At 75.4% G+C, this 26,353-nt stretch carries 18 protein-coding genes; 9 read left to right on the top strand and 9 right to left on the bottom strand.

Going from position 1 to position 26,353, the window contains the following annotated elements; translation table 11 throughout:
- Window positions 1–2 precede the first annotated feature (2 nt).
- A complete protein-coding gene (locus CGE01nite_RS03855) occupies window positions 3–362 on the bottom strand; it encodes a hypothetical protein (RefSeq protein ID WP_141369093.1) in 360 nt (119 codons plus the stop codon).
- Entirely contained in the window at window positions 359–1,669 is a 1,311-nt protein-coding gene (locus CGE01nite_RS03850) for a glycosyltransferase family protein (protein ID WP_229747393.1), read from the bottom strand. The genes CGE01nite_RS03855 and CGE01nite_RS03850 overlap by 4 nt, the downstream gene beginning before the upstream one ends.
- A gap of 187 nt (window positions 1,670–1,856) precedes the next feature.
- Here CGE01nite_RS03850 and CGE01nite_RS03845 point away from each other — a divergent pair, with 187 nt between their 5' ends.
- Window positions 1,857–3,086, top strand: a complete 1,230-nt coding sequence (locus CGE01nite_RS03845; protein ID WP_141369091.1) for a hypothetical protein — start codon at window positions 1,857–1,859, stop codon at window positions 3,084–3,086.
- Between the two features lie 19 nt (window positions 3,087–3,105).
- On the opposite strand, the gene CGE01nite_RS03840 is transcribed toward CGE01nite_RS03845, so the two are convergent.
- Genes CGE01nite_RS03840 through CGE01nite_RS03830 form a run of 3 tightly spaced genes read right to left on the bottom strand, consistent with a single transcriptional unit; the run spans window position 3,106 to window position 7,573 of the window.
- Window positions 3,106–4,911: a glycosyltransferase family 4 protein gene (locus CGE01nite_RS03840; protein WP_141369089.1), complete on the bottom strand. Its 1,806-nt coding sequence runs from the start codon at window positions 4,909–4,911 to the stop codon at window positions 3,106–3,108.
- A complete protein-coding gene (locus CGE01nite_RS03835; protein WP_141369087.1) occupies window positions 4,904–6,232 on the bottom strand; it encodes a glycosyltransferase in 1,329 nt (442 codons plus the stop codon). Before CGE01nite_RS03835 ends, CGE01nite_RS03840 begins: the two co-directional genes overlap by 8 nt.
- 39 nt (window positions 6,233–6,271) lie before the next feature.
- On the bottom strand, window positions 6,272–7,573 hold the full coding sequence (locus CGE01nite_RS03830; RefSeq protein WP_048342774.1) for a nucleotide sugar dehydrogenase: 1,302 nt from the start codon (window positions 7,571–7,573) through the stop codon (window positions 6,272–6,274).
- 156 nt (window positions 7,574–7,729) lie between these two features.
- Between CGE01nite_RS03830 and CGE01nite_RS03825 the strand changes: the two genes are divergently transcribed.
- The 5 genes from CGE01nite_RS03825 (at window position 7,730) to CGE01nite_RS03805 (ending at window position 16,754) form a co-directional block, all read left to right on the top strand.
- A complete protein-coding gene (locus CGE01nite_RS03825) occupies window positions 7,730–9,472 on the top strand; it encodes a glycosyltransferase (RefSeq protein WP_170210887.1) in 1,743 nt (580 codons plus the stop codon).
- Between the two features lie 133 nt (window positions 9,473–9,605).
- Entirely contained in the window at window positions 9,606–12,131 is a 2,526-nt protein-coding gene (locus CGE01nite_RS03820; protein ID WP_141369083.1) for a cell wall-binding repeat-containing protein, read from the top strand.
- On the top strand, window positions 12,128–14,344 hold the full coding sequence (locus CGE01nite_RS03815) for a cell wall-binding repeat-containing protein (protein WP_141369081.1): 2,217 nt from the start codon (window positions 12,128–12,130) through the stop codon (window positions 14,342–14,344). Before CGE01nite_RS03820 ends, CGE01nite_RS03815 begins: the two co-directional genes overlap by 4 nt.
- Window positions 14,341–15,408, top strand: a complete 1,068-nt coding sequence (gene wecB / locus CGE01nite_RS03810) for a non-hydrolyzing UDP-N-acetylglucosamine 2-epimerase (RefSeq protein WP_141369079.1) — start codon at window positions 14,341–14,343, stop codon at window positions 15,406–15,408. The genes CGE01nite_RS03815 and wecB overlap by 4 nt, the downstream gene beginning before the upstream one ends.
- Window positions 15,405–16,754 carry a SpoIID/LytB domain-containing protein gene (locus tag CGE01nite_RS03805; RefSeq protein WP_141369077.1) on the top strand — a complete coding sequence of 450 codons (1,350 nt, stop codon included), beginning with the start codon at window positions 15,405–15,407 and terminating at the stop codon, window positions 16,752–16,754. Before wecB ends, CGE01nite_RS03805 begins: the two co-directional genes overlap by 4 nt.
- 74 nt (window positions 16,755–16,828) lie before the next feature.
- Here CGE01nite_RS03805 and CGE01nite_RS03800 read toward each other — a convergent pair whose 3' ends face one another.
- The 4 genes from CGE01nite_RS03800 to CGE01nite_RS03785 form a co-directional block, all read right to left on the bottom strand.
- Window positions 16,829–17,818, bottom strand: coding sequence for a Gfo/Idh/MocA family protein (locus tag CGE01nite_RS03800; protein WP_141369075.1), 990 nt, complete (start codon window positions 17,816–17,818; stop codon window positions 16,829–16,831).
- Window positions 17,818–18,909: a DegT/DnrJ/EryC1/StrS family aminotransferase gene (locus CGE01nite_RS03795; RefSeq protein ID WP_141369073.1), complete on the bottom strand. Its 1,092-nt coding sequence runs from the start codon at window positions 18,907–18,909 to the stop codon at window positions 17,818–17,820. Before CGE01nite_RS03795 ends, CGE01nite_RS03800 begins: the two co-directional genes overlap by 1 nt.
- Window positions 18,906–19,508 carry an acyltransferase gene (locus CGE01nite_RS03790; RefSeq protein ID WP_048341718.1) on the bottom strand — a complete coding sequence of 201 codons (603 nt, stop codon included), beginning with the start codon at window positions 19,506–19,508 and terminating at the stop codon, window positions 18,906–18,908. The genes CGE01nite_RS03795 and CGE01nite_RS03790 overlap by 4 nt, the downstream gene beginning before the upstream one ends.
- Before the next feature lie 135 nt (window positions 19,509–19,643).
- Complete coding sequence (locus CGE01nite_RS03785) at window positions 19,644–20,411, bottom strand: TIGR03089 family protein (protein WP_141369071.1); 768 nt, start codon at window positions 20,409–20,411, stop codon at window positions 19,644–19,646.
- Window positions 20,412–20,661: 250 nt separating this feature from the next.
- On the opposite strand from CGE01nite_RS03785, the gene CGE01nite_RS17445 reads away from it, so the two are divergent.
- The 3 genes from CGE01nite_RS17445 (at window position 20,662) to CGE01nite_RS03770 (ending at window position 26,349) form a co-directional block, all read left to right on the top strand.
- Window positions 20,662–21,009: a WhiB family transcriptional regulator gene (locus tag CGE01nite_RS17445; protein WP_048341721.1), complete on the top strand. Its 348-nt coding sequence runs from the start codon at window positions 20,662–20,664 to the stop codon at window positions 21,007–21,009.
- A 142-nt stretch (window positions 21,010–21,151) separates the two neighbouring features.
- Window positions 21,152–24,790: a glycosyltransferase gene (locus CGE01nite_RS03775; RefSeq protein WP_141369069.1), complete on the top strand. Its 3,639-nt coding sequence runs from the start codon at window positions 21,152–21,154 to the stop codon at window positions 24,788–24,790.
- Window positions 24,787–26,349 (top strand): DUF5719 family protein, encoded by a 1,563-nt coding sequence (locus tag CGE01nite_RS03770; protein WP_141369067.1) that lies wholly within the window; start codon window positions 24,787–24,789, stop codon window positions 26,347–26,349. Before CGE01nite_RS03775 ends, CGE01nite_RS03770 begins: the two co-directional genes overlap by 4 nt.
- The last annotated feature ends 4 nt before the right edge of the window (window positions 26,350–26,353 follow it).

The following is a 26,353-nucleotide window of genomic DNA, read 5'->3' as shown; positions in this document are numbered from 1 at the left end:
CCTCAGCGCGCAGCGAGGAGCTGCAACGCGCCCGGCACGCCGTTGACGAGGTCGGCGCGCGGGTTCCAGCGCCGCGCGCGCCAGACCGCGGGGACCGCGGCCCGGTCGGCCGCGACGACGAGCTCGGCCTGGGCGAGCATGCGTCGGTGCGCGCGCGTCACCCGGCGCGCGGCGGCCCACGAGTCGGTCGTCTCCCGCACCGCTCGCAGGGCGGACCGCTCGCCGCGCGCGGCGAGCCCGGCCGGCCGCAGGTCGACGATCGTCACGTCGGCACCGGCAGCGCGCAGGGCGGCCGCGTGCGCCTCGATCGCGTCGTCGGACGCGTGGCGCGCCGCGACGACGAGGACCGTCGTGCTGCTCATGAGTCCTCCCGGGGGCGCAGCGCGGCGACGCGCGGCGCGAGCTGGCGGTCGCGGCGCAGCCGGTCGGCGAGCTCGTCGAGCGCGGCGTGCGTGGTCTCGTCCTGCCGCGCCGCGAGCGTGGCGCTCTCCGCGAGGGCTCGCGCGACCTCGTCGGGCGTGACCTCGCGGACCCGGGCGACGAGCGGGTGCTCGGCGAGCACGTCGGTCGTCGCGTTCGCCGGGTCGTGCACCGCGACGATCGGGCGCTTGGTCGCGACGTACTCGTAGACCTTCCCGCTCGTCACGTACCGGCCGGTGCCGAGCGCGAGGACGAGCACGTCGGCGTCGGCGTAGAAGTCCGCGACCTGCGCCTTGGCGACCGGCCCGGCGTACCGGACCCCGTAGCTCGCGGCGTCGGCGAGGATCTCGGCGAGCGGTCCCTGCGGCACCGCGAAGTAGCCGAGGTGACCACCGAGCGTGAGCGTCGAGCCGGCCGGGAGTCGCCCGTCGGACATCGCCGTGCGCCAGCCCTCGAGCAGCTCGGCGAGCGGCACCTTGGGGGTGACCGTCCCGAGGTAGGCGAACCGCAGCGCGCCCGCGTGCGGCGTGGCGGGCGGCACCGGCGGGAGCAGCGCCGGGTCCCAGCCGTTCTCGACGACGACCATGCGCTCGGCGACGGCGGGGAAGCGCTCCGCGTGCCAGTCGCGCAGCGGGCGGTTGACGAACCAGACCTCGCGCGCGTCGGCCAGGAGCGTGGCCTGCCAGCGCGCGACCCGTGAGCGAGGGCGCGTCGTCGTGCGGCCCGAGAACACGTCGAGCGTCCAGGCGTCGCGGTAGTCCATGACGTACGGCACGCCCGTGGCGCGCCACAGGTCGTGCGCGGCCGCGAAGGTCACGTGCGGGTTGGCCGTCGCGAGCGTGAGGTCCACGGGCGTGTCGTCGTGCACGGCGCGCGCGGCCGCCGCGAGCGGGCGGCGCCACGGGCCGTAGGACGGCTCGGGGAACGGCCGCTCGTCGGCGAGGCGTCGCAGGCGGGCCCAGACCGGGGGGAGCGCGACGCGCAGCGCGCCGTACCGGCGCACGTCGGTGTCCTGCGCGGGCCAGGCGAACGGGATGCGCCGCACGACGACACGCGGGTCGACCCGCTCCTCGAGCGACGCGTCGGCGCCCGTGTAGCGCTCGAACGTCTCGCGCGACGCGGTGACGACCGTGACGTCCCAGCCCGCAGCGGCGAAGGCGTTGACGGTCGCGAGCGCGCGGTACACGCCCCCGGCCCGCGAGGGCGGGAAGCCCCACGCGAGGTAGAGCAGGTGCGGCGGTCTGGTCATCATCCCTCGTGGTGCGCGCGGTCGGGCCGCCCACGAGGTTACGCGACCTGAGGTGCGGCGGGACGGGTCGTTCGACGGCGCCGTCCCGTGCCCGAGGATCGGGGAGGATGGTCGCCGGGCCCGCGACCGACGGGCGCGACGACGAGCCAGCGACCGGGCGGGCTGAGGAGCGGAGGACGCCGTGGGCGTGGCACGACGAGCGCGCGGGCTGGCCGCAGGCGCGGCGGGGACGCTCGCCGCGCGACGGCACCGGCTGCCGCCCGCGCTCGACCGTGCGCTGGACGCGGCGAAGTGGGCGCGCACGCCCTGGACGGCCGATCCGGCCGACGTCCCGACGCTCGTCTCGCCGCGCTCGGGACGCACCGCCCGTGTGCTCATCGGTCCCGCGAACTTCGCCGGTCAGGGCCTCGCGTGGGCGTCCGCGCTCGACCGGTCCGGCGTGCCGGCGGTGAGCTGGGCGTTCTCCGCCGACCCGCGGTTCGGCTTCGGCGCCGACCACAGCGCACCCCTGACGCAGGTGCACCGTGCGTCGCGTGCGTACCAGCGCCGGGTCTTCGCGCACGTCGTGGCGACGGTGGAGGCCGTCGTCATCGAGGCGGGCCGCCCGTTGTTCGGCCGGCTGCACGGCTACGACCCGGTGGCCGAGGCCCGAGCGTTGCAGGCGCACGGCGTGCGCGTCGCGTTGCTGTGGCACGGCACCGACATCCGGGTGCCGAGCGCGCACGCCGCCACGCACCCCGACTCGCCGTTCGCACCACCCGACGCCCGCACGCGTGCGCTCGAGGCGGTCGCGCTGCGCAACCGTCGCCGCGCTGCCGCGTTCGACGGCCCCGTGCTCGTCTCGACGCCCGACCTGCTGCCCGGCTGGCCCGGGGCGCTGTGGTGCCCCGTGGCCGTCGACGCCGACGCGTGGGCGAGCGACGCGCCCCTGCTCGCCCGCACCGCACCGCTCGTCGTGCACGCGCCGAGCAACCGCGCGCTCAAGGGCACGGACCTCGTCGAGCGCGCGGTGCGTGCGCTCGAGGCCGACGAGCTCGTCACCTACCGCGCGGTCGCGGGGGTGCCCGCCGACGAGGTCCGCGGCCTGTACCGCGGTGCGGACGTCGTGCTCGACCAGTTCCGGCTCGGCATCTACGGCGTCGCGGCGTGCGAAGCCATGGCCGCGGGACGGCTCGTCGTGAGCCAGGTCGACGCCCAGGTCCGCTCCGCGGTCGCGGCGCTCGGGCCGGAGCTGCCCGTGCGGGAGGCCACGGCGGACCAGCTCGAGTCCACCCTGCGTGCCGTCCTGGCCGACCGGGACGCCGCGCGCGCGCTCGCGGCCCAGGGGCCCGCGTTCGTGCGTGAGCTGCACGACGGCCGACGCAGCGCCTCCGTGCTGCGGGAGGCGCTGCGTCTCGACGAGCCGTCAGGCGACTGACCGGCGGGACGCTGCGGCGTCAGTCCCGCAGAGCCGCGGGCGCGGGCGCGGCGCGACGCTCGTGGGCGGTCGCGACGAGGTCGCGGACCACGGCGTCGGAGACGGCCCCGACGATCTCGGCGTCGGGGAAGCGCTGCGCGAGCCGCCAGGCCAGGGGGAGCGACGCCTCGTCGCCCATGACCACGACGTCGGGCGCGTGCGCGTCGAGCCATGCGGCGTGCTCGTCGAAGACGTAGTGCGCGATCCGCGCCGGGCCGATGTGCGAGTACACGCGGCGGTCGAGCACGGTCTCGACGCGGCGCGCGAGCTGGTAGTGCTTCGACAGGACCTTGCTCGTGAGGTTCACGCCGCGCTGGGCCGGGGCCTTCAGCGGTGTGGAGGTGCCGGCGACGAGCGTGCAGCCGCGCCGCACGCCGCGCACGAGGGTCGACGGGACGACGTCCACGAGCACGTGCGGGACCAGGTGGGCCGGGCCTCGGTGGACGTGCGGGCCGAGGTCGAGCACGTCGACGTTCGGCTCGGTCTGCGGACCGTTGCCCTCGGCGGCGGTGACGAGCGCGACGCGCGCCCCCGCGCGCAGGGCCTCGGACTGCACGCGCACGAGGCGCCGCGCCGCGAGCTGCGTGGTCGCGAGGCACAGCACGAGCGGCGCCTCTGGCGGGGGCGCGGGCACCGGGGGACGGCCCGCGAGCGCGCGGCGCAGGCGCTCGCCGTAGCGGCGCGCGCCGTAGCGCTCGACGAGCACCTCGCGCACGGTCGCGGCGTCGGCCGTCGCGAGCGCGTCCTCGAGGCGGTGCACCGCGGTGACCGTGCTCTGCGCGGTGGCCGGCAGGCCGACGTACTCGGCCATGCCGGAGGCTGCTGCGTCCGAGAGCGTCTCCTGCGGCCCGCTGCTCGTCGTCACCACGACCGGCAGCCCGGACATGGCCGCCTCGACCACGGTCAGGCCGAACGTCTCGAACGCGGACAGGTGCACGAGCACGTCGGCCCGGGCGAAGATGCCCGGCAGGTCGTCGGGGCTGGCCTGCCCGTGGAACGTGACCTTGTCCCCGAGCCCGAGCTCGGCGACCAGCGCGACGAGCTCGTCGCGGTCCGGGCCGCCGCCGACGAGCGTCAGGTGCGCCGTCTCCGGTCGCTCCTGCGCCCACAGCGCGAACGCCCGCACCAGGGTCAGCACGCCCTTGCGCTCGATGAAGTTCCCGACGAACACCCAGTGGTCCAGGCTCGTCGGCGTGCGCTCGCGCAGCGTGAAGCGCTCGTCGTCGACCGGGTTCGCGATCACGCGCACGCGCTGGGCGAGGTCGGGGAACTGACCGCGCACGCGGCGCGCCTCGAGCTCGGACACCGCGAGGTACCACTGCGCACGGCGCAGCAGCTCGGCGTACAGCCGGGCGCCCTCGGGCAGGCGCAGCACGGTGCGCAGGTAGGTCGCGTGCTCGGTCACGACGAGCTGCTGGTCGGGGCGCAGCAGCCCGCTGACCGCCCAGCCCGTCGGCATGCCCACGTGCGCGTGGACGACGTCCGCGTCCCGCAGCTCGGGCAGGTCCGCGCGGCGCAGCGCCTCCCGCTGCGCCCGGGCGGTGTCGACGCGCGGGCTCATCGAGTCGACCGGCATGTCGATACGCACGAGCTCGCCGAGCGGCGTCGTCGTGCGCGTGACTCCCGGCTCCGCGTCCGGTGGCACGTTGCGCACGTGCACGATGGTCGTGAGCTCGGCCGGGTGGCCGAGCGCGGCCACCGACTCCTGGACGAAGATGCCGTCGTACGGCCGGCCCTCGACCGGGTACCACGGTGTGGTGACGACGACTCGCTTGCCCTCAAGCACCGCTGATGACCTCCCGCAGTGCGGCGTCGAGCACACGCACCTGGTTCTCGCGTCGATAGGTGTCCGCATGGGCGCGCGCGGCGGCGTACACCTGCGGGGTCGCGCTGCGCGCGGCGCGCGCGGCCTCGACGAGCGCGTCCGCGACCGCCGGGCCGTCGACCGAGCGCACCGGGAACCACAGCGGGTACCCGCGCATGGGCTCGGTCGCCGCGGTCTCGGGCGTGTGGATCGCGACGACCGGCTTGCCCGTCGCGAGGCACTCGTACGTCTTGCCCGCGGTCACGAAGCGTGACGACGGGATCATCATGAGCAGCACGTCGAGCGACTCGTACGCCGCGCGCACCTCCGCCTTCGCGACGGGTCCCTCGAGGAAGACGCCCGCCTCGGGCCCGGGGATCATCGCGCGCAGCACCTGCGCGTCACGCGGGAAGAACCCGAGGTGGCCGTACAGGTGGGCGGTCGCGCCTGCGAGCTCCGGGTGCGTGCCGAGCGCGAGGTTCCAGCCCTGCCACGTCGCCGCGTGGGGCAGGTGGCTCGTGATCGTCCCCAGGTACCCGAACCGCAGGGGCCGGTCCGCGGGCGGGACCTCCTGCGTGACGTCGCCGAGCAGCTCGGGGTCGAAGCCGTTCTCGACGACGAGCATGCGCTCGGCCGCGCGCGGGTAGCGGTCGGCGTGCCACGCGCGCATCGGCTCGTTGACGTGCACCACGCGCGCCGCCGCCTCGATGAGCGTGCGCTCGGCGGCGACCTCGCGCGAGTCGTCGGGGAAGGCCGGACGCTCGTTGAACTGGTCCAGCGTCCACGAGTCGCGGTAGTCCATGACGTACGGGACGCGGGCGAGGCGGCCGAAGTCGTGCGCCGCCTTGAACGCGGTCCACGGGTTGCCCGTCGCGAGGACCACGTCGATCCGGTTGCGGCGGTGCACGCCCAGCAGGCGCCGCACGACCCCGGGCAGCCACGTCACGTACTTGTCGGGGAACACCTTCTGGCCGATCCGCGCACCCGCCGTCGCGATCAGCGGCATGTCGGCACGCAGGCGCGACATCTTGCGCACGTCGCGCTGCAGGTGCTGCGACGGCACCGCGACGCGCTCGACCCGCACGCGGGGGTCGATCGCGGCCAGCAGGCTGTCGTCCCGCGAGCCCGTGATGTCGTCGAAGAACGTCGGGTCGGCCGTTACGACCGTGACGTCCCACCCCATCTCGACGAGCAGGTTCGCGGTCGCGAGCGGTCGGTACACGCCGCTCGCACGCGAGGGCGGGAAGAACATCGCGACGATCGCGATGTGCGGACGTGCGCCGGAGTCGATCGTGGAGGTCACTCGTGTCCCGTCATCCGTGAGGCTGCGTGCGGTCGGGCGTCAGACGCGAGACGCCCGCCCGATCACCGTACGGGTGACCGTGGGCCACAGCGCGGCGTCGGTCACGCCTCGTCCGTCGACGAGCGCGCGCACGCCCGGCAGGTCGGCCTCGCCCAGGGTGCGGTACTCCGCGTGGTCCGCCTGCACGACCGCCGCGTCCACGCTCTCGCCCACGTGGTACGCGTCCAGGCCGAGCGTGGCGAGCTCCCCGTCCGAGTAGAGCGGGTCGTGCACGAGCGGCGTCGCACCGGCCGCGCGCAGCGCCTCGACCGTGGGGAACACGCCCGAGAACGCCGTCTCCTTGACGCCGCCACGGTAGGCGGCGCCCAGCACGACGACGCGCAGGCCGGTGAGCGGGCCCGCCGCGGCCTCGAGCAGCGCGACCGCGTGCGCGGGCATCGCGGCGTTCGCCTCACGCGCCGCGCGCACGACCGTCGCGTCGGGGTCGTTGAACAGGTACAGGCGCGGGTACACGGGGATGCAGTGCCCGCCCACCGCGATCCCCGGCCGGTGGATGTGGCTGTACGGCTGGGAGTTGGACGCGTCGATCACGGCCTGGACGTCGATGCCCTCGCGCTCGGCGAACCGCGCGAACTGGTTCGCCAGGCCGATGTTGACGTCGCGGTAGGTGGTCTCCGCGAGCTTCGCGAGCTCGGCGGCCTCGGCCGAGCCCAGGTCCCAGACGCCGTTCTCCCGCGTGAGGTCGGGACGCTCGTCGAAGTCGAGCACGGCCTCGTAGAACTCGGTCGCGCGCTGCGCACCGCGCTCGGACAGGCCGCCGACGAGCTTGGGGTAGCGACGCAGGTCGGCGAACACGCGACCGGTCAGCACGCGCTCGGGGGAGAAGACGAGGTCGAAGTCGACGCCCTCGGTCAGGCCTGAGACCTCCTCGAGGAGGGGCTTCCACCGCGTGCGCGTCGTGCCGACCGGGAGCGTCGTCTCGTAGGAGACGAGCGTGCCGGGCGTCAGGTGCGCGGCGAGCGAGCGCGTCGCGTCGTCCATCCAGCCGAAGTCGGGCTGCCACGTCGCGTCGTCCACGAACAGCGGCACGACGAGCACGACGGCGTCCGCGCCGGGGATGGCGTCGGCGTAGTCGGTGGTCGCGCGCAGCCGGCCAGCGGGCACGAGCTCGGTGAGCTTGTCCTGCAGGTGGGCCTCGCCCGGGAAGGGCTCGGTCGCGGCGTTCACCAGCTCCACGACCTGCGGGTTCACGTCGACCCCGACGACGTCGTGACCCTTCGACGCGAACTGGACGGCCAGCGGGAGGCCGATCTTGCCAAGGGCGACGACAGCGATCTTCACAGCATCCTCAAGGGGTGGAGACAGCGGTGGGGGCCGTGCGGATCCCGGCAACCCGGGCGAACGGCCTCCCTATACTAACGACGGCTTCGCCCCGGTCATGGGATCGAATGTCCCCCTGCAGCAGCAGCGATGTCGTGTGCCCCAGGAGGAGGTCGAGTGGTCCAGGCCCGGCCAGCGCTCACACCCGCGGACGTCGACGGGCGGCTCGTCGTGGTGACGCCGTGGTACCCGACGGCCGAGAACCCGTACGGCGGCGCGTTCGTGCGCGAGACGACGCGCGCGCTGCTCGGCGCGTTCCCCGACCCGCTCGTCGTGCACGTCGAGGTGCGCGCGCTCGACGCGGCCCCCGTCGAGCCGTCGCTCGGCGTCGTCGACGGCCTCGAGGTGTTCCACCTGACGGCCCCGATGGACCCGATGACCCCGCGGCACCGCGTCGCCGAGCTCGTGCGCGACGCCCTCGCGCCGTACGCCCCGGTGCTCGCGGCGGCCGCTGTGCTGCACGTGCACGTCGGGATGCCGACCGGCTGGGCGGTCCTCGACCTCGTCGGCGACCGCACGCGCGTCGTCGTGAGCGAGCACGCGTCGTACCTGAACAAGCTGTGGTCCGTGCCGCAGTCCGAGGCGATGTACGCGCGGACCGTGCGTGGCGCGGCGCTCGTCACCGCGGTCGGCGAGGACACGACGCGTGCCGTCCAGCAGCGCTACCCCGAGGTCGCGGACAAGGTCCACACGGTGCCCAACCCCGTCGACGTCGAGCGGTTCGCCCCGCGCGAGCTGCCACCGACGAACCTGCACCGCTGGCTGTACGTCGGCAACCTGCTCGAGGCCAAGGGCGTGCTGCGGCTCGTGCGCGCGTTCGCGGCGTGGCACGCGCAGCGGCCGACCGCGACGCTGACCGTGGCGGGCGGCGGGGTCGACGCCGACCGGGTGAGGGCGCTCGCGGACGAGCTCGGGGTCGGTGCCGCGGTGCGGCTCGTCGGCCGGGTCGCGCCCGCGCAGGTCGGCGCGCTCTACCAGGACGCGGACGTGCTCGTGCACCTGTCGGTCTCCGAGACGTTCGGGCTCACGGCCGTCGAGGCGCTCGCGAGCGAGTTGCCCGTCGTCGCGACCGCGACGCGCGGCGGCACGCGCACGCTCGACGTCGCGCAGGACGAGGACATGGCGCGGCTCGTGCCCGTCGGGGACGGCGTCGAGGACGTGATCGCCGCGGTGCGCGAGCTCGAGGAGCGGCGGGCGAGCGCGCGCCCGGGCCTCGTGCGCGCCGACCTCGCCGTGCGGTTCGGCACCCGGCCGGTCGGCGACGTGCTGGCGGCGGCCCTGCGCGGCGAGCCCGTCGACGAGCCCGACCCCGACGCCCCGCTCGTCGTCGCGGTCGCGCTGCACGGCTCGGCGCTGCCCGGCGCGGTGCGCGTCGTGCGTGACGCGGTGCGCCGCGGTGCGCGCGCGGTGCTGATCGCCGACGGGGCCGACCGTCTGGAGCTGGACCGTCGCGTGCAGCGGCTGGACGTCGCGCCGATCCGTGCGGGCCTGCTCAGCCACCGGCTCGAGGGGTGGGTCCTGGACGGCGTGCCGCGCGCGCTGATCGGAGCGACGCGCCCCCTCGCCCGCCGCGCGGGGCGCGAACGGGTGGTCGATGCCGCTCTCCAGCGCCAGCAGCGACTCAGCACGCGCTGGAAGACGGCCGTGGGTGGCCCCGGGCACGCGCGGATCGACCCGGGCGCGCTCGCCCGCGTCGTGACGAGGGAGGCCGGCCCGCTCGTGGCGGGTGCGGCGCTCGTGACCTGGGGACACGTGCGGGGGAGGCCGCTGGCGGAGCGCATCGCCGCGGGCAGCCCCGGCGCGGTGGTGGTGCAGGACGCCGACCTCGAGGTCGTCTCGCGGGTGGTCCAGCGGGCCTGAGACCCGCTCCACGACGCGGCGCGCCGACGGTCCGCGAAACGTGCACGTGTGACAGGTGTGAATTACTGTGACGGCGGTTCGGGCCCTTCCTCCATGCCCGGATCACCCGACGTCGGCAGTGAAGGGCACCTCGATGCGACCTCGCCGAGCACGCGTACCGCAGGCGGTCGGCCGGCCCCTGCTCGCCGGTGCGGTCGCGACCGCGCTCGTCGTGACCCTCGCGCCCGCGGTGTCCGCCGCACCCCCTGCCTCGACGGCGGACGCGGCCACCTCGTTCGTCCCGCTCGCACCCGACGCGCCCGTCTCGACGACCACCGTGCCGCTCGCCGCCGGCGTCGACGCCACGAGCCGGGCCTCGCTCGCGCTACCCGTCGAGATCGACGAGGAGCACGCGGGCCACGCCGGCAGGCTCGCCGTGCTGACCCCGGCCCGCGCCACCACGGACTTCGACGTCGTCGGGGTGACGTGGGCGACGGGTGCGGACGTCGAGCGCGTGCTGGTGCGCACGCGGCACGACGACTCGTGGTCGAGCTGGGCCGAGCTCGAGATCGACCCCGAGGCGCCCGACGCGGGCACCGCCGAGGCCGCGCACGCGCGTCCCGGCACCACGCCGTACGTCCGCACCGGCGCCGACGGGCTCCAGGTGCGCGTCGAGACCGCCAGCGGCATCGCGCCCACCGGGCTCGCCGCGACGCTCGTCGACGCGGGCGTCGAGGACCTGGCCGACGCCACGGTCTCCTCGGTGCCCGACAGCGCGGCGCGCGCCGACGCCGGGGTCGAGGACGGCACCGAGGTCGAGGACGGCACCGAGGAAGGTGTCGAGGCCGCGAGCGCCGGCGTGAGCCCGTCGCGGCTGCGGCCCGCGCTCGTGACGCGTGCGCAGTGGCACGCGGACGAGTCGATCCGCAAGCCGATCGACTGGAGCTCGACCATCCAGGCAGCGGTCGTGCACCACACGGTCAACGCCAACGGCTACTCGCGGGCCCAGGCTCCCGCGCTCGTGCGCGGCATCTACGAGTACCACGTGAAGGGTCGCGGCTGGAGCGACGTCGGGTACCACTTCCTCGTCGACCGGTTCGGCACCGTGTACGAGGGGCGCAAGGGCTCGATCGACCAGATCCCGCTGGGCGTGCACTCGGGCGGCTTCAACACGAACACCATCGGCATCGCGATCATCGGCGACTTCACCGGCACCACGCCGCCCGACGCAGCGCTGCGCTCGGTCGCCCAGGTCGCGGCGTGGAAGCTCGCGACGTTCGCGCGCGACCCCCTCGGCACGACCGTGCTCACGGCGCGCGAGGGCAGCACGCACCCCGTGCGCAAGCCCGGCTGGACCGGTTCGCTGCCCGTGATCATGGGCCACCGGGACGTCGCCTCGACCGCGTGCCCGGGCCAGCGGACGTACGACCGGCTGGGCACGATCCGCTCCTACGCCGCTGACCAGGTGCAGCGCGTCGAGTCGCGCGGCCGGACCACGTGGGCGTCGCCGGGGGACCCCGTCGTCGCCCAGGCCTACAACGCGTCGACGACGAGCTGGTCGGCGACCGTGCGCTCGGCGTGCTCCGGGACGGTCGTGCGGCGGCTGTCCGGCAGCGGCCGCGGCTGGGTCGACGTCGCGTGGGACGGCAACCGCGACAGTGGCGCGCGCGCACCCGCGGGCATCTACCGGATCACGACGACCAGGCACGGGCTGACCGACACCGTGTGGGTCGAGCGGCTGCCCTCGGGCGGGTACGGCAAGGAGACGTGCGGGCTGTCGCGCTGGGGCGGGTCCGACCGGTGGGCGACGGCTGTCGCGCTCGGCGGTGCGGGCTCGTCGAGCTCGGACGAGGTCGTGCTGGTCGCCGGGACGCAGGCGTCGATCGTGGACGGCCTGGTCGCGGGTCCGTTCGCCGCGTCCCGCAAGGCACCCGTGCTGCTCTCGGCGCGCGACGCGCTCCCGGCGGCGACCCGGGCCGAGATCATCGCGCGAGCGCCGTCACGCGTGTGGCTCGTGGGTGGGACGGGTGTGCTGGGGACGGCGCTGTCGCGTGAGCTGCGCCGCCTGGGCGTCGACGACGTGCAGCGCCTCGCGGGCGACGACCGCTACGCCACGGCCGCCGCGGTGGCGCGCGCGATGCCGGCGTCGTCGCAGGCCGTGCTCGCCTCGGGCGAGCAGGCGCACCTGGTCGACGCGGCCGCCGCGGGTGGCGCCGCCGCCGCGACCGACCAGCCCGTGCTGCTCACGACGCGCAAGAAGCTCCCGACCGCGACGCGCAGCGCGATCATCGCCCGCAAGGTCACGCGCACGACGATCGTCGGTGGGACCGGCGCGGTCTCCGGCGCGACGGCCGAGCAGGTCGAGTTCGTCACCAAGGGCACGGTCGTGCGCTACGCGGGCGACGACCGGTACGGCACCGCGCTCGCGACCGCGAAGGGCTTCGCCGACCGCGTCGGCACGCGCCGCGTGGTCGTCGCGGCGGGCAAGGACGCGCACCTGATCGACTCCGTGACAGCCGGTGCGCTCGGCCGGCTCGTCGTGCTCGTGCCCGGTGCGAGCAGCCACACCGCGGTGCAGTCCTGGCTGACCTCGGTCGGGACGACAACCCTTGACCTCGCCGGCGGCCCGGGGGCGATCACCCCCGCGACGGCACGACTCCTGATCGGCGCGGTGAGATGACCCCAACGCACCAGCCGACGACCGGACGCGGTCGCCGCGGACTGCGGGGCGCGCTCGGGTGCGTCGCCGCGTGGGCGATCGGCGCTCTCGTCGTCGGCCTCGCCGCGGCCCCGGCGGCAGCGGCGGCCGTCCCCGCCGAGGCGCCCCGCGCGCGGGCGGCGGCCGTCCCGTCGACGTTCACGTTCTCCGGGAGCGGCTGGGGCCACGGCCTGGGCATGTCCCAGTACGGCGCCTACGGCATGGCGCTCGACGGGTACTCGGGTGCGGGCATCCTCGAGCACTACTACGAGCCCGCGACGGTCGCGCGCCGCGCCGACGACCCGCAGATCCGCGTCCAGGTGCTCACGGGCGTCCGCTCGGTCACGGTCTCGCGTGACTCCGCGACCACGTGGACGCTCGGCACGGCTCCGAGCACGACCCGCTCGATCACGGCGAGCTCGCTGACCTTCACGTACTCCAACGCGAGCGGGACGGGCCGCGTGGTGGTGGTCGCCGACGGCGTCGAGTACCGCACGAACCCGACCACGTGGTCCGAGCTGCGGCTGAGCTGGTCGGGTGGCGTGGTGAGCGTGCCGTGGGCCAATGCGGGCAGCGGCGCGGTCCGGTACGCGCGCGGCATGCTGTCGTTCGGGCCGCTGGGTGGCGGGACGAACGTCGTCAACACGCTCCGGCTCAACAGCGAGTACCTCTACGGCATCGCGGAGATGCCCGCGTCGTGGCCGTCCGCGGCGCTGCAGGCCCAGGCGATCGCCGCGCGCACGTACGCCTACCGCAAGGTCGAGGCGGGCGTGCGCTCGGGGCTCAACGCCCACCTGACCGACGAGACGACGGACCAGAAGTTCACCGGCTGGAACAAGGAGAACGAGCCGGGCTACGGCAAGTACTGGGTCGCGGCGGTGAACGCGACGCGCACCAAGGACGGTGCCCAGGTCGTCGTGGCGCCCGGGGGCAAGCTCGCGGAGACGTACTACTCGTCGTCCACAGGCGGCCGCACCACGAACTCCGAGGACGTGTGGGGCAGCGCGACCCTGCCCTACCTGCGGACCCGCGACGACAAGTGGTCCGTCGACTCGCGCGTGCGCAACCCGTACGCGAGCTGGCAGGCGACGTTCACCCAGGCGCAGGTCCGCGCGAAGTTCCCGACGCTGCCTGACGTCGCCACGCTGAAGGTGACCCAGCGCGCGAGCTCGGGCGCGGTGATGCAGCTGCGGGCGACGTCGTCGAGCGGTAAGAGCGCGAACCTGCTCACGAAGACGACGACCGACGGCGTGCGGACCAGGATGGGCCTGCGGTCCGCCTACTTCTCGGTGGGCTCGTTGTCGGCGGTCCAGCGCCTGGCGGGGGACGACCGCTACGCCACGGCCGCCGCGATCGGACGCGCCGCGTACCCGAGCGGGACCGAGGTCGTGATCGTCTCGGGTGAGCAGAAGTCGCTCGTCGACGGGCTCGTCGCCGCACCGTACGCCCGCACGCTCAAGGCGCCGGTGCTCCTCGCGACGAGCACGACGGTGCCGCAGGCCACGCTCGACGAGCTCGCCCGCAGGGGCGCGACGCACGCGACTCTCGTCGGCGGCACGGGCGTGCTCGGCTCGAAGGTCGTCACCACGCTGCGCAAGGCAGGCCTGGAGGTCACGCGCCTCGCGGGCGACGACCGCTACGCGACGGCCGCCGCGGTGGCGCGGGCCTTCGGCAAGGCGACGAACGTCGTCGTCGCGTCCGGTGTCGCGGCGAACCTCGTCGACGCCGCCGCCGCCGGGGGACCGGCCGCGGCGACCGGGCAGCCGATCCTGCTGGTGCCCCGCAACGCGGTGCCCGCCGTCACCCAGGACGCGCTGACCGCGCTCGGGGCGAGGTCGGCGGTCGTCGTGGGCGGCACGGGCGTCGTGACGGGCGACGTCACGGCCGCGCTCGGGGCCGCGGGCCTGACGTTCTCGCGGCTCGCGGGCGACGACCGCTACGCGACGGCCGCCGCGGTCGCGACGGCCTACGAGTCGCGTGTCGGGACGGGGGCCGTGCTGATCGCCTCCGGCAAGGACGCCAACCTCGTCGACTCGCTCACGGGCGGTGTGCTCGGACGACTCACGCTGCTCACCGCGGGTTCGAGCGCGCCACCGCCCACGGTCGCGTGGCTCGCGGCGCGGCAGGTGCCCCAGCTGTTCGTCGCGGGAGGAGTGGGCGCGGTGCCCGACGCCGTGGTCCAGGTCCTGCGGTGAGGGTGCTGAGCGTCGTCGGCGCGCGCCCCCAGTTCGTCAAGCTCGCGCCCGTCGCGGCGGCGTTCGACGACTCGGGGATCGAGCACGTGATCGTCCACACGGGGCAGCACTACGACCCCGAGCTGTCCGACGTGTTCTTCGCGGACCTGCGGATCCCGGCGCCCGACGTGCACCTCGCGGTCGGGTCGGGCTCGCACGGCGCGCAGACCGGCGCGATGCTCGGCCCGCTCGAGTCGGTCATGGACGAGCAGCGGCCCGACTGGGTGCTCGTCTACGGCGACACGAACTCGACGCTCGCGGCCGCGCTCGCCGCGGTCAAGATCCACCTCCCGCTCGCCCACCTCGAGGCAGGGCTGCGCTCGTTCAACCGCCGCATGCCCGAGGAGCACAACCGCGTGCTCACGGACCACGCCGCGGACCTGCTGCTCGCACCGACCCAGGTCGCGGTCGACCACCTCTCCGCCGAGGGGCTCGCGGCGCGCACGGAGCTCGTCGGCGACGTCATGACCGACGTGTGCTTCCGCGTGCGGGACGCGGTCCTCGCGGCCGGGACGCGGGTGGCAGGCGCGCCCGTGGGGGAGCACGTCGTCGCGACCATCCACCGCGCGGAGAACACCGACGACCCCGTGCGGCTCGCGGCGATCGTCGGCGCGCTCGCCCGGCTGCGCGTGCCGGTGCTGCTCCTGGCGCACCCCCGGTTGCGGGCGAAGGCCGCAGCCCAGGGGATCGCGCTGGACCAGGGCTCGATCGTCGTGGCGGACCCGCTGCCGTACCACGAGATGGTCGCGGCCGTCCTCGGAGCGAGCGCCGTGGTGACAGACTCAGGGGGACTGCAGAAGGAGGCCTACCTCCTCGGGCGACCGTGCACCACGCTGCGCACCGAGACCGAGTGGGTCGAGACGCTCGAAGGGGGCTGGAACATGCTCGTGCCGACCATCGCGGAGCTCGCGCGGCTGGACGAGGTCGTCCTGCGCGGAGCCGGTGCGCTGCCGCAGGCGACGCCGTACGGGACGGGTGACGCCGCCCGGCGGGTCGCCGCCGTGCTGCAGGAGCGTCGACCGTGACCGCGCGCAGGCGGTTCCTCGGTGCCGGCGCGCTCGCCGCGCTCGTGGTCGCGGGGCTCGTCGCCCCGGCGGCGGCCGCCCCGACGTCGCCGGACGGAGCAGGACCGGACGGCGCAGGGCCGGACTCCGCGGTCGCGGCCCTGGCTGCCACGCCCCGCGGTGCGGTGCCGGCCGCGGCGGGGGACCTCGTCATCGCGGGACGGGGGTTCGGGCACGGCATCGGGCTCTCGCAGTACGGCGCCAAGGGCCGGGCCGAGAAGGGCCAGTCCGCGCAGAAGATCGCCGCGATCTACTACCCGGGCACCTCGCCCGCGCGGCTGTCGGACACGCGCTCGATCGACGTGTGGCTGCGCGGTGACACCGACGGCAAGCTCGACGTCGTCGCCGAGTCGGGCCTGCGTCTGCGCGGCTCCGACCCGACGAAGGGCACCGCAGGATCGCTCATCGCGCTGCCGACCACGGTGAAGAGCGGGACCCGCACCGTCACGCCCGCGCGGTGGCGCGTGAGCCGGCTCAGCTCCGGCTGGCGGCTGCAGGCCAGTGCGGGCGGCAAGTGGACCACCGTGACGAGCACCGCGATCGCACGCACGCTCGCGAACGCGAAGCGGGTCACCGTCTCCGACTCCGACCTGACGGTCCGCAACGTCGTCGGCAGCACCGCGAACGAGTACCTGGGGTCGCTCAACGCGGACCTCACGGACCCCGCGACGCGCGCGGTCAGCGTGACGCTGACGTCGAGCTACCGGTCCTACCTGCGCTCGGTGGTGCCCGCCGAGATGCCGTCCTACTGGCACGCCCAGGCGCTCGGTGCGCAGGCGATCGCCGCACGCACGTACGCGTCCTACGAGCAGTCAGGCGGCTACCGGCCGTGGTGGTGGGACACGTGCGACACGACGTCCTGCCAGGTGTTCAAGGGCGCCGCGTCGTACGACCTCAAGGGCCGCCGGACGGCGACGCACACGACGGCCGCCACGGACGCGGCCGTGAAGGCGACCGCCGGACTCATCCGCACCTACGGGGGCAAGCCCGCGTTCACGCAGTTCAGCGCGTCGAACGGCGGCTACTCGGTCGCCGGCTCCCAGCCGTACCTCAAGGCCAAGCCGGACCCGTACGACGCGTTCACGTGGAACCTCACGGTCAGCAAGGCGACGCTGGCCGCGGCATACCCGTCGGTCGGCACGGTGACCTCGGTCAGCATCACGCGGGACGGCAAGGGTGCCTACGGCGGCCGCGCGACGTCGGTGAAGCTCACGGGCACGGGCGGCACGACGACCGTGAGCGGCGACGCGTTCCGGATCGCGCTCGGCCTGCGGTCGACCCTGTTCACGGTGACCGTCCAGCGCTGACCACCCGCACGACGAACGCCCGTACGACGAACGCCCGGCCCCGCGGGGGGACCGGGCGTTCGCCGTACGGATGCTCAGACGAGCTGCTGCGTGGTGCCCGACGCGGCCGAGGCGAGCACGGCCTCCGCGACGCGCACGGTCGCGAGGCCGTCCTGCATCGTGACGATGTCGACCTCCTTGCCGAGCACCGCGTCACGGAACGCCTCGTGCTCGGTGCGCAGCGGCTCGGGCTTCGGGATCGCGAAGCGGACCACGTCGCCCTCGCTCACGCCACGGAACTTCGCGATCGACTCCCACGTCGTGGGGACCGTGCCGTTCGCGTAGAACGTCAGGTCGGCGGTGAGGGTGTCCGCGACGAACGCTCCGCGCTCACCGGTCACGACCGTCACGCGCTCCTTGAACGGCGACAGCCAGTTCACCAGGTGGCTGGTCACGGTGCCGTCGGCGAGCTTGCCGACGACCGCGACCATGTCCTCGTGCTGGCGCCCGCTCTGCAGCGACGTCTGCGCGGCGACGGACACGAACGGCGACTGGGTGACCCACGCGGTCAGGTCGATGTCGTGGGTCGCGAGGTCCTTGACCACGCCGACGTCGGCGATCCGGGCCGGGAACGGCCCCTGGCGGCGCGTGACGACCTGGTAGACGTCACCGAGGTCGCCCGCCGCGAGCCGCTCGCGCAGGTTCTGCAGGGCCGGGTTGTAGCGCTCGATGTGGCCGACGGCCCCGACGAGCCCGCGCGACGCGAACGCGTCGGCGACGCGCTGCGCGGACGGGGTGTCGGGTGCCAGCGGCTTCTCGACGAGCGCGTGCACGCCCGCCTCCGCGAGCGTGATCGCGATCTGCTCGTGGTAGGTCGTGGGCACCGCGACCGTCACGTAGTCGACGCCGGCCGCGATGAGGTCCTCGACCGAGCTGCCGACCGGCAGGCCGTTGGCGACGCCGTGCGGGTCGCCCGCGGGGTCCGCGACGGCGACGAGCTGGACGCCCGGCAGCGAGCGCAGCACGCGCGCGTGGTGGCGCCCCATCATCCCCAGGCCGATGAGCCCGGCGCGCAGGTCGGCCATCAGGCACCCGCCTTCGCGACCGCGTTGACCCCGGCGACGATGCGCTCGAGGTCGTCCTGGCTCAGCGACGGGTGGACGGGCAGCGACAGGACCTGCGCGCACGCCTCGCGCGTGACCGGGAGGTCGAACTCCAGGCCGAACGAGGGGAGCTGGTGGTTCGGGATCGGGTAGTAGACGCCCGACCCGACGCCGTGCTCCTCGAGCAGGGCCTTCGCGAAGCCGTCTCGGTCCTGGGGGACGCGGATCGTGTACTGGTGCCACACGTGCGTCGCGCCGTCGGCGACGTGCGGGACGCCGACGCCCTGCAAGTTCGCGGACAGGAACTCGGCGTTCGCCTGACGCTGCTGCGTCCAGGCGGGGAGCTTGCCGAGCTGGACGCGGCCGATCGCGGCGTGCACGTCGGTCATGCGCGCGTTGAAGCCGACGACCTCGTTCTCGTACCGCTTCTCCATGCCCTGGTTGCGCAGGAGCTGGACCTGGCGGACGACCTCGGGCGTGGCGCACGAGACCATGCCGCCCTCGCCCGACGTCATGTTCTTGGTCGGGTACAGCGAGAACATGCCGAACGTGCCGAACGAGCCGACGGGTGCGCCGTTCCAGGTCGCGCCGTGCGCCTGCGCGGCGTCCTCGAAGAGCTGCACGCCCCGGGCGGCGGCCAGCGCGCCGAGCGCGGTCATGTCGGCCGGGTGGCCGTACAGGTGCACCGGCATGATCGCCGCGGTGCGCTCGGTGATCGCGGCCTCGACCGAGGAGGCGTCCAGGCAGTAGGTGTCCGGGTCGATGTCCGCGAACACGGGAGTCGCACCCGTCAGGGCGACCGAGTTGGCCGTCGCGGCGAACGTGAACGACGGGACGATCACCTCGTCGCCCGGGCCGATGCCGGCCGCGAGCAGGCCGAGGTGCAGGCCCGTCGTGCCCGAGCTCACGGCGACGCACGCGCGTCCGCCGACGAGCTGCTCACCGAACTCGCGCTCGAACGCCGCGACCTCCGGGCCCTGCGCGATCATCCCGGAGCGCAGCACGCGGTCGACCGCCGCGCGCTCCTCGTCGCCGATCAGCGGCTTGGCCGCGGGGATAGTCGTTCCGCTCATGCGTGCAGCTCCTCGTCCGCCGACGCGCGACGCGTCAGCACACCCTCGTGCTCGTCGTACCGCTCGCCCGTGGCGGGGCAGAGGTACGTGCCATCTCCTTGGTCCTGCAGCGGGACGCCGGCGCGGCCGACCCACTTGAGCCGACGTGCCGGCACCCCTGCGACCAGCGCGTAGTCCGGGACGTCCTTCGTGACGACCGCTCCCGCGGCCACCGTCGCCCACCGCCCGACGGTCACGGGCGCGATGCACACGGCCCGCGCGCCCACGGAGGCGCCCTCGCGCAGCGTCACGCCGACGGCCTGCCAGTCGTGCGCGCTCTTGGGCGTGCCGTCCGGGTTCACCGCGCGCGGGAACTCGTCGTTCGTGAGCACCGCGGCCGGTCCGACGAACACGCCGGGCTCCAGCACGGCGGGCTCGTACACCAGCGCGTAGTTCTGCACCTTGCAGTTGTCGCCGACGCTCACGCCGGAGCCGATGTAGGCGCCGCGACCGATCACGCAGGACTCGCCGATCGTGGCCCCGTCGCGCACCTGCGCCAGGTGCCAGACCGAGGACCCGTCACCGACGGTCGCCGTCGGGTCGACGTCCGCGGACGCCATGATGCGTACGTTCACCAGCCAGCTCTCCGCTCGGGGGTGCTCCGGCGACGGCCGGACCTGGCACAGCCTACCGACGGCGCAGGGGCCCACGGGGACGGGAGTCCCAGGCGCTGCGACCGACGGAAGTCGGATTCGTCACGTCGTGCCGAGCACGGTGCGCGTGATGCGCTCGCCGGCCACGAGGCGTGCGAGCTCGTCCCCGGACCCGGGCTGCGCGAGGTGCGTGGCGCGTGCGGGGGAGAGCAGGACGAGCGAGCCGTCGCCGGCGAGCGTGCGGCACACGTCGCGCAGCCAGCCCGCGACGTCGGGTGAGGCGCCGAGCAGGACGCGCTCGCGCTCGTCGTCCGGCGCCCACCACGCGGCCAGCTCGGCGTGCGCGACAGGAGTGCCCGACGTGCCGAGCGCGGTCTGCGCCGCCTCGGCGGGCGGGACCCAGCCGAGGCGGTCGCCGTAGGTCATGACCGCTGCGGCGGCGTCGATCGCGCCGGGTGGCACCGGGTCCGGCGCGCGGCGTGCGAGCGCCGCGAGGGTCACGACGACGAGCGCGGGACCGCGACCGGTCGCGGCGGACGGGTCGGGCCGGGACGTCACGACGACGTCCGGCTCGACCTCGTCGGTCCCGACGACCGCGCTCGCGCCCGCGCGCCACGTCGCGAGCGTCCACAGCACGGTCCGCCAGTGCGCCGGCAGGTCGAGCGCGACCCGGGTCCCGGGGCCGACGTCGAGCTCCTCGACGAGGAGGTTCGTCGTCTTGTTCACCCAGTTCTCCAGCACGGCCCCGGAGAGCTCGACCCGCTCGCCGTCGTCGCCGTACCAGGTGAGCCGCGGACGGCCCGGATCGGCGGTCAGCAGGCGCAGGAGCGTGTCGACGTCGGAAGGCGCGGACGGACGCGTCGAGGTCATGCGCGCCACCCTAAGCGCCACGTCGACACGCTTCGGCGGTCCGATCGACAGAAGTTCACCCGACAAATCGGGACAACTACCACGGCTCCGGTTGACGGGCGCGAACGACACGCGTGTAATTCAGATTGTCCGAAGACATCCGAGCGCGAGCACCACGGCGCGGCCGCCCCGACCGTCCCATGACGGTACCGAACGGGGCAGTCGCTCAGGTCGAGCCTTGACCGAGAACCAGCATCTGCCGGAGGCACGCATGTGGAACCTGCTCGACGGTGACGGGGCCACCTCCGAGTTCCCCTCTGACGCGCACCGCCAGGCGGCGCCCGTCTCCCAGACTCCTTCGAACGTCCTGTCGCTGTTCGGCACCCCGGACGACGACGGGCCCATGGGGTGGCAGGAGCGCGCGCTGTGCGCCCAGACCGACCCCGAGGCGTTCTTCCCCGAGAAGGGCGGCTCGACGCGCGAGGCCAAGAAGGTCTGCACGGGCTGCGACGTCCGCAGCGAGTGCCTCGAGTACGCGCTCGCGAACGACGAGCGGTTCGGCATCTGGGGCGGTCTGTCCGAGCGCGAGCGTCGCAAGCTCAAGCGTCGCGTCGTCTGAGCGTTCGTCGTCCCAGGGTCGATCGTCCGCGGAGCCGTCACGACGACGTGACGGCTCCGTCGCCCGACCCTCACGTCCGGTCGGGGCGGCGTGGCGAGTCGCTCCCCGCGCGGCGCGGCCGGGCGTGCATCATGGCTCGAGCATGAATGCGACCCTCCCGCCCGTGGACCACCCGACGACCGCGGCGATCCCGACGACGACGTCGGTGACCGCCGTCCTCGTGACCCGCGGGACCACCCCGTACCTCGCGACGACGCTCGCGGCGCTCGCCGGCCAGGCGCGCCGACCGGCACGCGTCATCGTCGTCGACGTCGCCGAGCGCCACGCCACGGCCGACCCGCTGCCGCTTGTCGTCGAGCGCGCGTTCGCGGTCGTGGGGGGCGGGACGCCCGACCTGCGCGTCGTCGAGGCCCCGGGAGCGCGCACCTTCGGCCAGGCCGTGCGGGCCGCGCTCGCGTCCGACGACGGCCCCACCACCGCCTGGCTGTGGCTCCTGCACGACGACAGCGCACCCGAGCCGACCGCGCTCGCCGAGCTCTCGCGCGCGGTCGCGCGCGCGCCGTCCGTGGTCGTCGCGGGCGTCAAGCAGCACACCTGGACCGAGCCGGTGCGCCTCATCGAGGTCGGCATCCGCACCGCGCGGTCGGGACGCCGGATGACGGACGTCGAGCCGGGCGAGCTGGACCAGGGCCAGCACGACGCGCGTGAGGACGTGCTCGGCGTCGGTCTCGCGGGTGCGCTCGTCCGTCGCGACGTGTGGGACGAGCTCGGCGGCCCGGACCCCGTGCTCGGCCCCTACGGCGACGGGCTCGACCTGTCGCGCCGTGCGCGCCTCGCGGGCCACCGCGTGGTCGTGGTCCCCGCCGCGGTCGTGCGGCACGCGCAGGCGGGGTACCTCGGGCTGCGCTCGGTCTCCCCGTCGGGCGTGGACGACGACGGCGACGGCGAGGACGACAGCGCCGACCCGCGCCGCTCGTTCGCCGCGCGCCGCCGCGCGCTGACGCACCTGCGGCTCGTCACCGGGCCGTGGGTGCTCCTGCCCGTCGTGGTCGTGCTGGCGCTCGTGAGCGCCGTCGTCCGTTCGCTCGTCCAGGTCGCGGCCAAGCAGCCGGGGCTCGCGGTCGACGAGCTGCGTGGCCCGCTCGCGGCGCTCGCCCGGCCGGGCGCGGTGGTCGCGGCTCGGCGTCGCGCGCGTGCCACCCGCCGCCTGCCCCGACGTGCGCTGCGGCCGCTGCAGGCCACCTGGCGCGAGGTGTGGCGCCAGGGACGTGACCGGCGCCTGGCCCGACGTGAGGAGCGGCGCGTCGTCGTCGCGCCGTCCGAGCTCGAGCTGCGCGAGCTCGCGGCGCTGGCCACGCGACGGCGCGCAACCCTGGCTGCGGTGACGGTCGCGCTCGTCGCGATCTCGACGGTCGCGTTCGGTCCGCTCGTGGCTGCGGTGGGACGCGGTGCGCGGCTCGTCGGCGGCGCGCTGCTGCCGCTCGCCGAGACGGTCGGCGACCTGTGGGCGGCGGCCACGTCCAGCTGGGTCTCGGGTGGGGTCGGTGCGCCGGGTCCTGCGGACGCGCTGCTCGGCGTGCTCGTCGTGCCCGCGACGCTCGCGGGCGGCCGGCCCGACCTCGGCGTCGCGCTCGTCGTGCTCGGCTCGGTGCTGCTCGCGGGGCTCGGCGCCTGGGTGGCCGCGGGCGCCGCGACGCGGTCGGTGACGCTGCGTGCGTGGGCCGCGGTTGTCTGGGCGGGTGCCCCCGCGCTGCTGCTCGGGGTTGGCGACGGCCGGATCGGCCCCGTGCTCGCGCACGTGCTGCTGCCCTGGGTCGCGTTGGGCCTCGCGCGGGCCGTCGGCGTCCAGCGCGTCGACCTCGTCCTGTCCGGCGTCGCCACCGCCCGCCGCGAGGCCCGCGCGGAGCACGACGAGCGCGCGGCGGTCGGCGACGCACCACCCACCCACGCCTCCGCGCCGTCCGACACGGGCCACGACGCGACGACCGACGACCGGCCGGCCCACGACGGGCGCGACGACGACGGGTCGACCGACGACAGGCCCTCCGCCGACGGGTCGACGAACAGCGGGTCGACGAACAGCGGGTCGACGAACGGCGGGTCGACGGACGAGGGGTCCACCGCGGAGGAGACCGGGCCGGCTGCCTCCGACTGGGTCGGCGCCGCACGCCCGACCGGGTCGCTCACGGCCGCCGCCGCAGGCGCGCTCGCGCTCGCGGGCGTCGTCGCGGGCGCACCGTCGTTGCTCGTGCCCTGCATGCTCGCGGTGCTCGGCGCGGCCGCGTGCGCGCGGCGCAACCGACGTCGGCTCCTCCTGATGCTCGTCCCCGCACTGGTCGTCGCCGGGCCGCTGCTCGTCGAGGCGGCGTCCCGCGGGACGGCCGGGCTGCGCCTGCTCGTGGCCGACCCGGGCCTCGCGGTCGCCACCGTGCCGGAGGGGCCGCTCGCGCGCCTGCTCGGGCTGCCGTCCGCCGCGGCGGCGCTCGTGCCGGAGTCCGTGCCCGACGGCCTCGTCCGCGCGTGGCCACTCGCGCTCGGCGCAGTCGTGCTCGTGGTCGCCGCGCTCGCGCTGCTGCGGGGGAGCGTGGCCCGAGCGGTCCGGCTCGGCTGGGCGGTGGCCGCGCTCGGCCTCGCGACCGCGACCGTGGTCGCGCGCGTCCCGGTCGGGCTCGACGACGGCGTCGCCGCGTACGGCTGGACCGGGCCCGCGCTGTCGCTCGCGATGCTCGGGCTGCTCGTGGCGGCGCTGCTCGGCGCGGACGGGGTGCTCACGCGTCTCGCGCGCCACTCGTTCGGCTGGCGGCAGCTCGTCGTGGGCGTGGTGACGCTCGCCGCCGTCGTCGTGCCCGTCGCGTGGCTCGGGGGCTGGAGCGTGCAGGCGCGCGACGGCACCGCGCTGACGGCACGGGCGCTCGAGCGCACCGTGGTGCCCGCGGTCGGGCGCCAGGCGCAGGGCTCGTCGAACGCGTCGCGCATCCTCGCGCTGGCGAGCGACCCCGGCGACGACGCCGTGACCTGGCAGCTGCTGCGCGCGGACGGACCGCAGCTCGTCGACCTCGCGGCGACCGTCGCGACGCTCGAGCTGACGGGGACCGGAGACGAGCCGCGCGTCGCGGAGCCCGACGCGGCCACCCAGGAGATCGACACGCTGGTCGCCCGCCTCGCGACGGGTGCGAGCGGTGACGTCGCGGGTCCGCTCGCCGCGCTCGCGGTGGGCGACGTGCTCGTCCCGGTGCTGCCCACCCACCTGTCCGACGACGACGAGGCTGCGGCCGACCGTGCGCGCGACGCGCTCGTCGGCGAGCTCGACGCGACGGCGGGCCTGGAGCGCGTCACGCAGAACGCGTCCGGCATCCTGTGGCGCGTCCAGCCCGCCGCGCCGACTGGCGGCGGCGAGCCCGTGCCGGTCGACCCCGCGTGGGCGCGGCTGGTCGCGTCGGGCGGCGACGTCACCGACCCGGCGTCGGCGGCGGTCGCGGTCGAGGCACTCGGGCGCTCGGTGGACACCCGGATCCCGGACGCGACCGGCGGCGAGGACCGGCGGCTGCTCGTCCTCGCGGAGCGGGCGGACGCGCACTGGACGGCCACGCTGGGCGGCAAGCCGCTGCGGGCCGTGTCGAACGGCTGGCGCCAGACGTTCGAGCTCGGGTCGTCCGGCGGTCACCTGATCGTCCGTCACGACGCACCGGAGCGCACGACGTGGCTCGTCGTGCAGGCGGTCGTGCTCGGGCTGACGGTGCTCCTGGCGATGCCGGTACGTCGACGGAGGGCAGGGCGATGAGCCGCACGACGAGCGTGGTCCGGCTGGTCTCGGGCGTGGCGGTCGGCGCGCTCGTCGTCGGCGTCGTGGGCCTCGGCCTGCAGCTCCCGTCGCCCGCGACGGACGACGTGCTGTCCGCCGGCGCCGTGGTCGACGTCCCACCGTCGCCGACGCGGCTCGTGTGCCCCGGCCCGCTGGTGCTGCCCGAGCAGCGTGAGTCGGACGCCGACTTCGACCCCGTGCCGGTCGACCCGCTGACCTCGCTCGTCGCCGTCGCGACCTCGAGCGGTGGTGGCGCGGTCCTCGACCTCGCGGGCGCCGTGACCGTCGCGCGGCTGACCGAGGGCGTGGACACGAGCCTCGTGCGCGAGGCCGGTGGAGCGGCCGTCGTCGAGGCCGAGCCCACCGACGAGCCCGCCGTGGTCGGTGCGGCGAGCTCCGCGCTCGTCACCGCGGGCGACCTGCGGGGCCTGGCCGCGGCGTCGTGCCAGGCGCCGACGACCGATGCGTGGCTCGTCGGCGGCTCCACCGAGCTCGGTGCCACCGCGCTGCTCGTGCTGCAGAACGCCGGCTCGACGCCGGCCGTGGTGCACCTCGACGTCTTCGGGGCCACGGGCGAGGTCGACCTCGACACCGAGCAGTACCTCGTAGCTCCCGGCGCCGAGCGCGTCGTCGTGCTGGGCGGGCTCGCGCCCGAGGAACGCCGGATCGCCGTGCACGTGTCCGCGACGGGCGGTCGCGTGAGCGCGTTCGTCCAGGACTCGACGCTTGACGGATTCACGCCCACGGGCACGGACCTCGTCGTGGCCGGGGCGGCACCGGCTCGCCGCCAGGTGATCCCCGGTGTCGCGCTGCTCGCGACGGACGTGGACGACACCGACGCGGGCGTGCTGCGGCTGCTCGTGACGGGACGCGCGGCCACGACCGCGCGCGTGCGGCTGCTCGGCCCCGACGGCGTGGAGGACCTGCCCGGAGCGGAGTCGCTCGCGCTCGAGCCGGGTGTCGTGACCGACGTCCCGCTCGGCGGGCTGCCGCAGGGCGCGTACACCCTCGTCGTCGATGCGGACCACGCGGTCGTCGCGAGCGCGATGCTCGCCCGCCCGGGCGAGCCCACCGCGCAGGACCCGGGCAGCCCGACGCGGGAGCGGGCGTGGGTCGCGTCGGTCGCCCCGACCCAGGGTGGCCGGTCGCACGAGTCGGTCGTCGCGCTGCCGGACCGCGCCCGGGGCACGCTCGTCCTCGGCGCCGTCGCGAGCACGGGTGCCCTCGACCGCAAGGCCGTGCTCGCGGCCGAGGTGCGGGTGCTCGGCTCGGACGGGCAGGTCGTCGTCGCCGAACGCGTCGAGGTCCCCGTCGGTCGCACGGTCGCGCTCACGCTCGCGGACCTCGCGGGGTCCGACACGCGCGTGACCGGCGTGCAGGTGGTGCCGGACGACGGCGCCGCGTGGTTCGCGGCGGGGCTCGTGGCGCAGGTCGAGCGCGGTGACGGCACGCTGCTCTCGGTGCTGGTCCCGGTGCCCGGCGAGGCCGGGACGACCGCGACGACCGTGCGCGCCGACCCGCGGCTCGGGACGCGCTGAGCGC

It is taken from the genome of Cellulomonas gelida (assembly GCF_006538725.1).
GTDB lineage: Bacteria > Actinomycetota > Actinomycetes > Actinomycetales > Cellulomonadaceae > Cellulomonas > Cellulomonas gelida.
Note: the sequence above shows the minus strand (reverse complement) of the source record. Positions and strands in the feature narration are given on the sequence as shown.

What these genes read in the sequence shown, in the direction of transcription:
- CGE01nite_RS03855 (WP_141369093.1), bottom strand. Translation starts at nt 362, where the DNA reads ATGAGCAGCACGACGGTCCTCGTCGTCGCGGCGCGCCACGCGTCCGAC.
- CGE01nite_RS03850 (WP_229747393.1), bottom strand. Translation starts at nt 1,669, where the DNA reads ATGACCAGACCGCCGCACCTGCTCTACCTCGCGTGGGGCTTCCCGCCC.
- CGE01nite_RS03820 (WP_141369083.1), top strand. Translation starts at nt 9,606, where the DNA reads ATGCGACCTCGCCGAGCACGCGTACCGCAGGCGGTCGGCCGGCCCCTG.
- CGE01nite_RS03815 (WP_141369081.1), top strand. Translation starts at nt 12,128, where the DNA reads ATGACCCCAACGCACCAGCCGACGACCGGACGCGGTCGCCGCGGACTG.
- CGE01nite_RS03800 (WP_141369075.1), bottom strand. Translation starts at nt 17,818, where the DNA reads ATGGCCGACCTGCGCGCCGGGCTCATCGGCCTGGGGATGATGGGGCGC.
- CGE01nite_RS03795 (WP_141369073.1), bottom strand. Translation starts at nt 18,909, where the DNA reads ATGAGCGGAACGACTATCCCCGCGGCCAAGCCGCTGATCGGCGACGAG.
- CGE01nite_RS03790 (WP_048341718.1), bottom strand. Translation starts at nt 19,508, where the DNA reads ATGGCGTCCGCGGACGTCGACCCGACGGCGACCGTCGGTGACGGGTCC.
- CGE01nite_RS03785 (WP_141369071.1), bottom strand. Translation starts at nt 20,411, where the DNA reads ATGACCTCGACGCGTCCGTCCGCGCCTTCCGACGTCGACACGCTCCTG.
- CGE01nite_RS17445 (WP_048341721.1), top strand. Translation starts at nt 20,662, where the DNA reads ATGTGGAACCTGCTCGACGGTGACGGGGCCACCTCCGAGTTCCCCTCT.
- CGE01nite_RS03775 (WP_141369069.1), top strand. Translation starts at nt 21,152, where the DNA reads ATGAATGCGACCCTCCCGCCCGTGGACCACCCGACGACCGCGGCGATC.
- CGE01nite_RS03770 (WP_141369067.1), top strand. Translation starts at nt 24,787, where the DNA reads ATGAGCCGCACGACGAGCGTGGTCCGGCTGGTCTCGGGCGTGGCGGTC.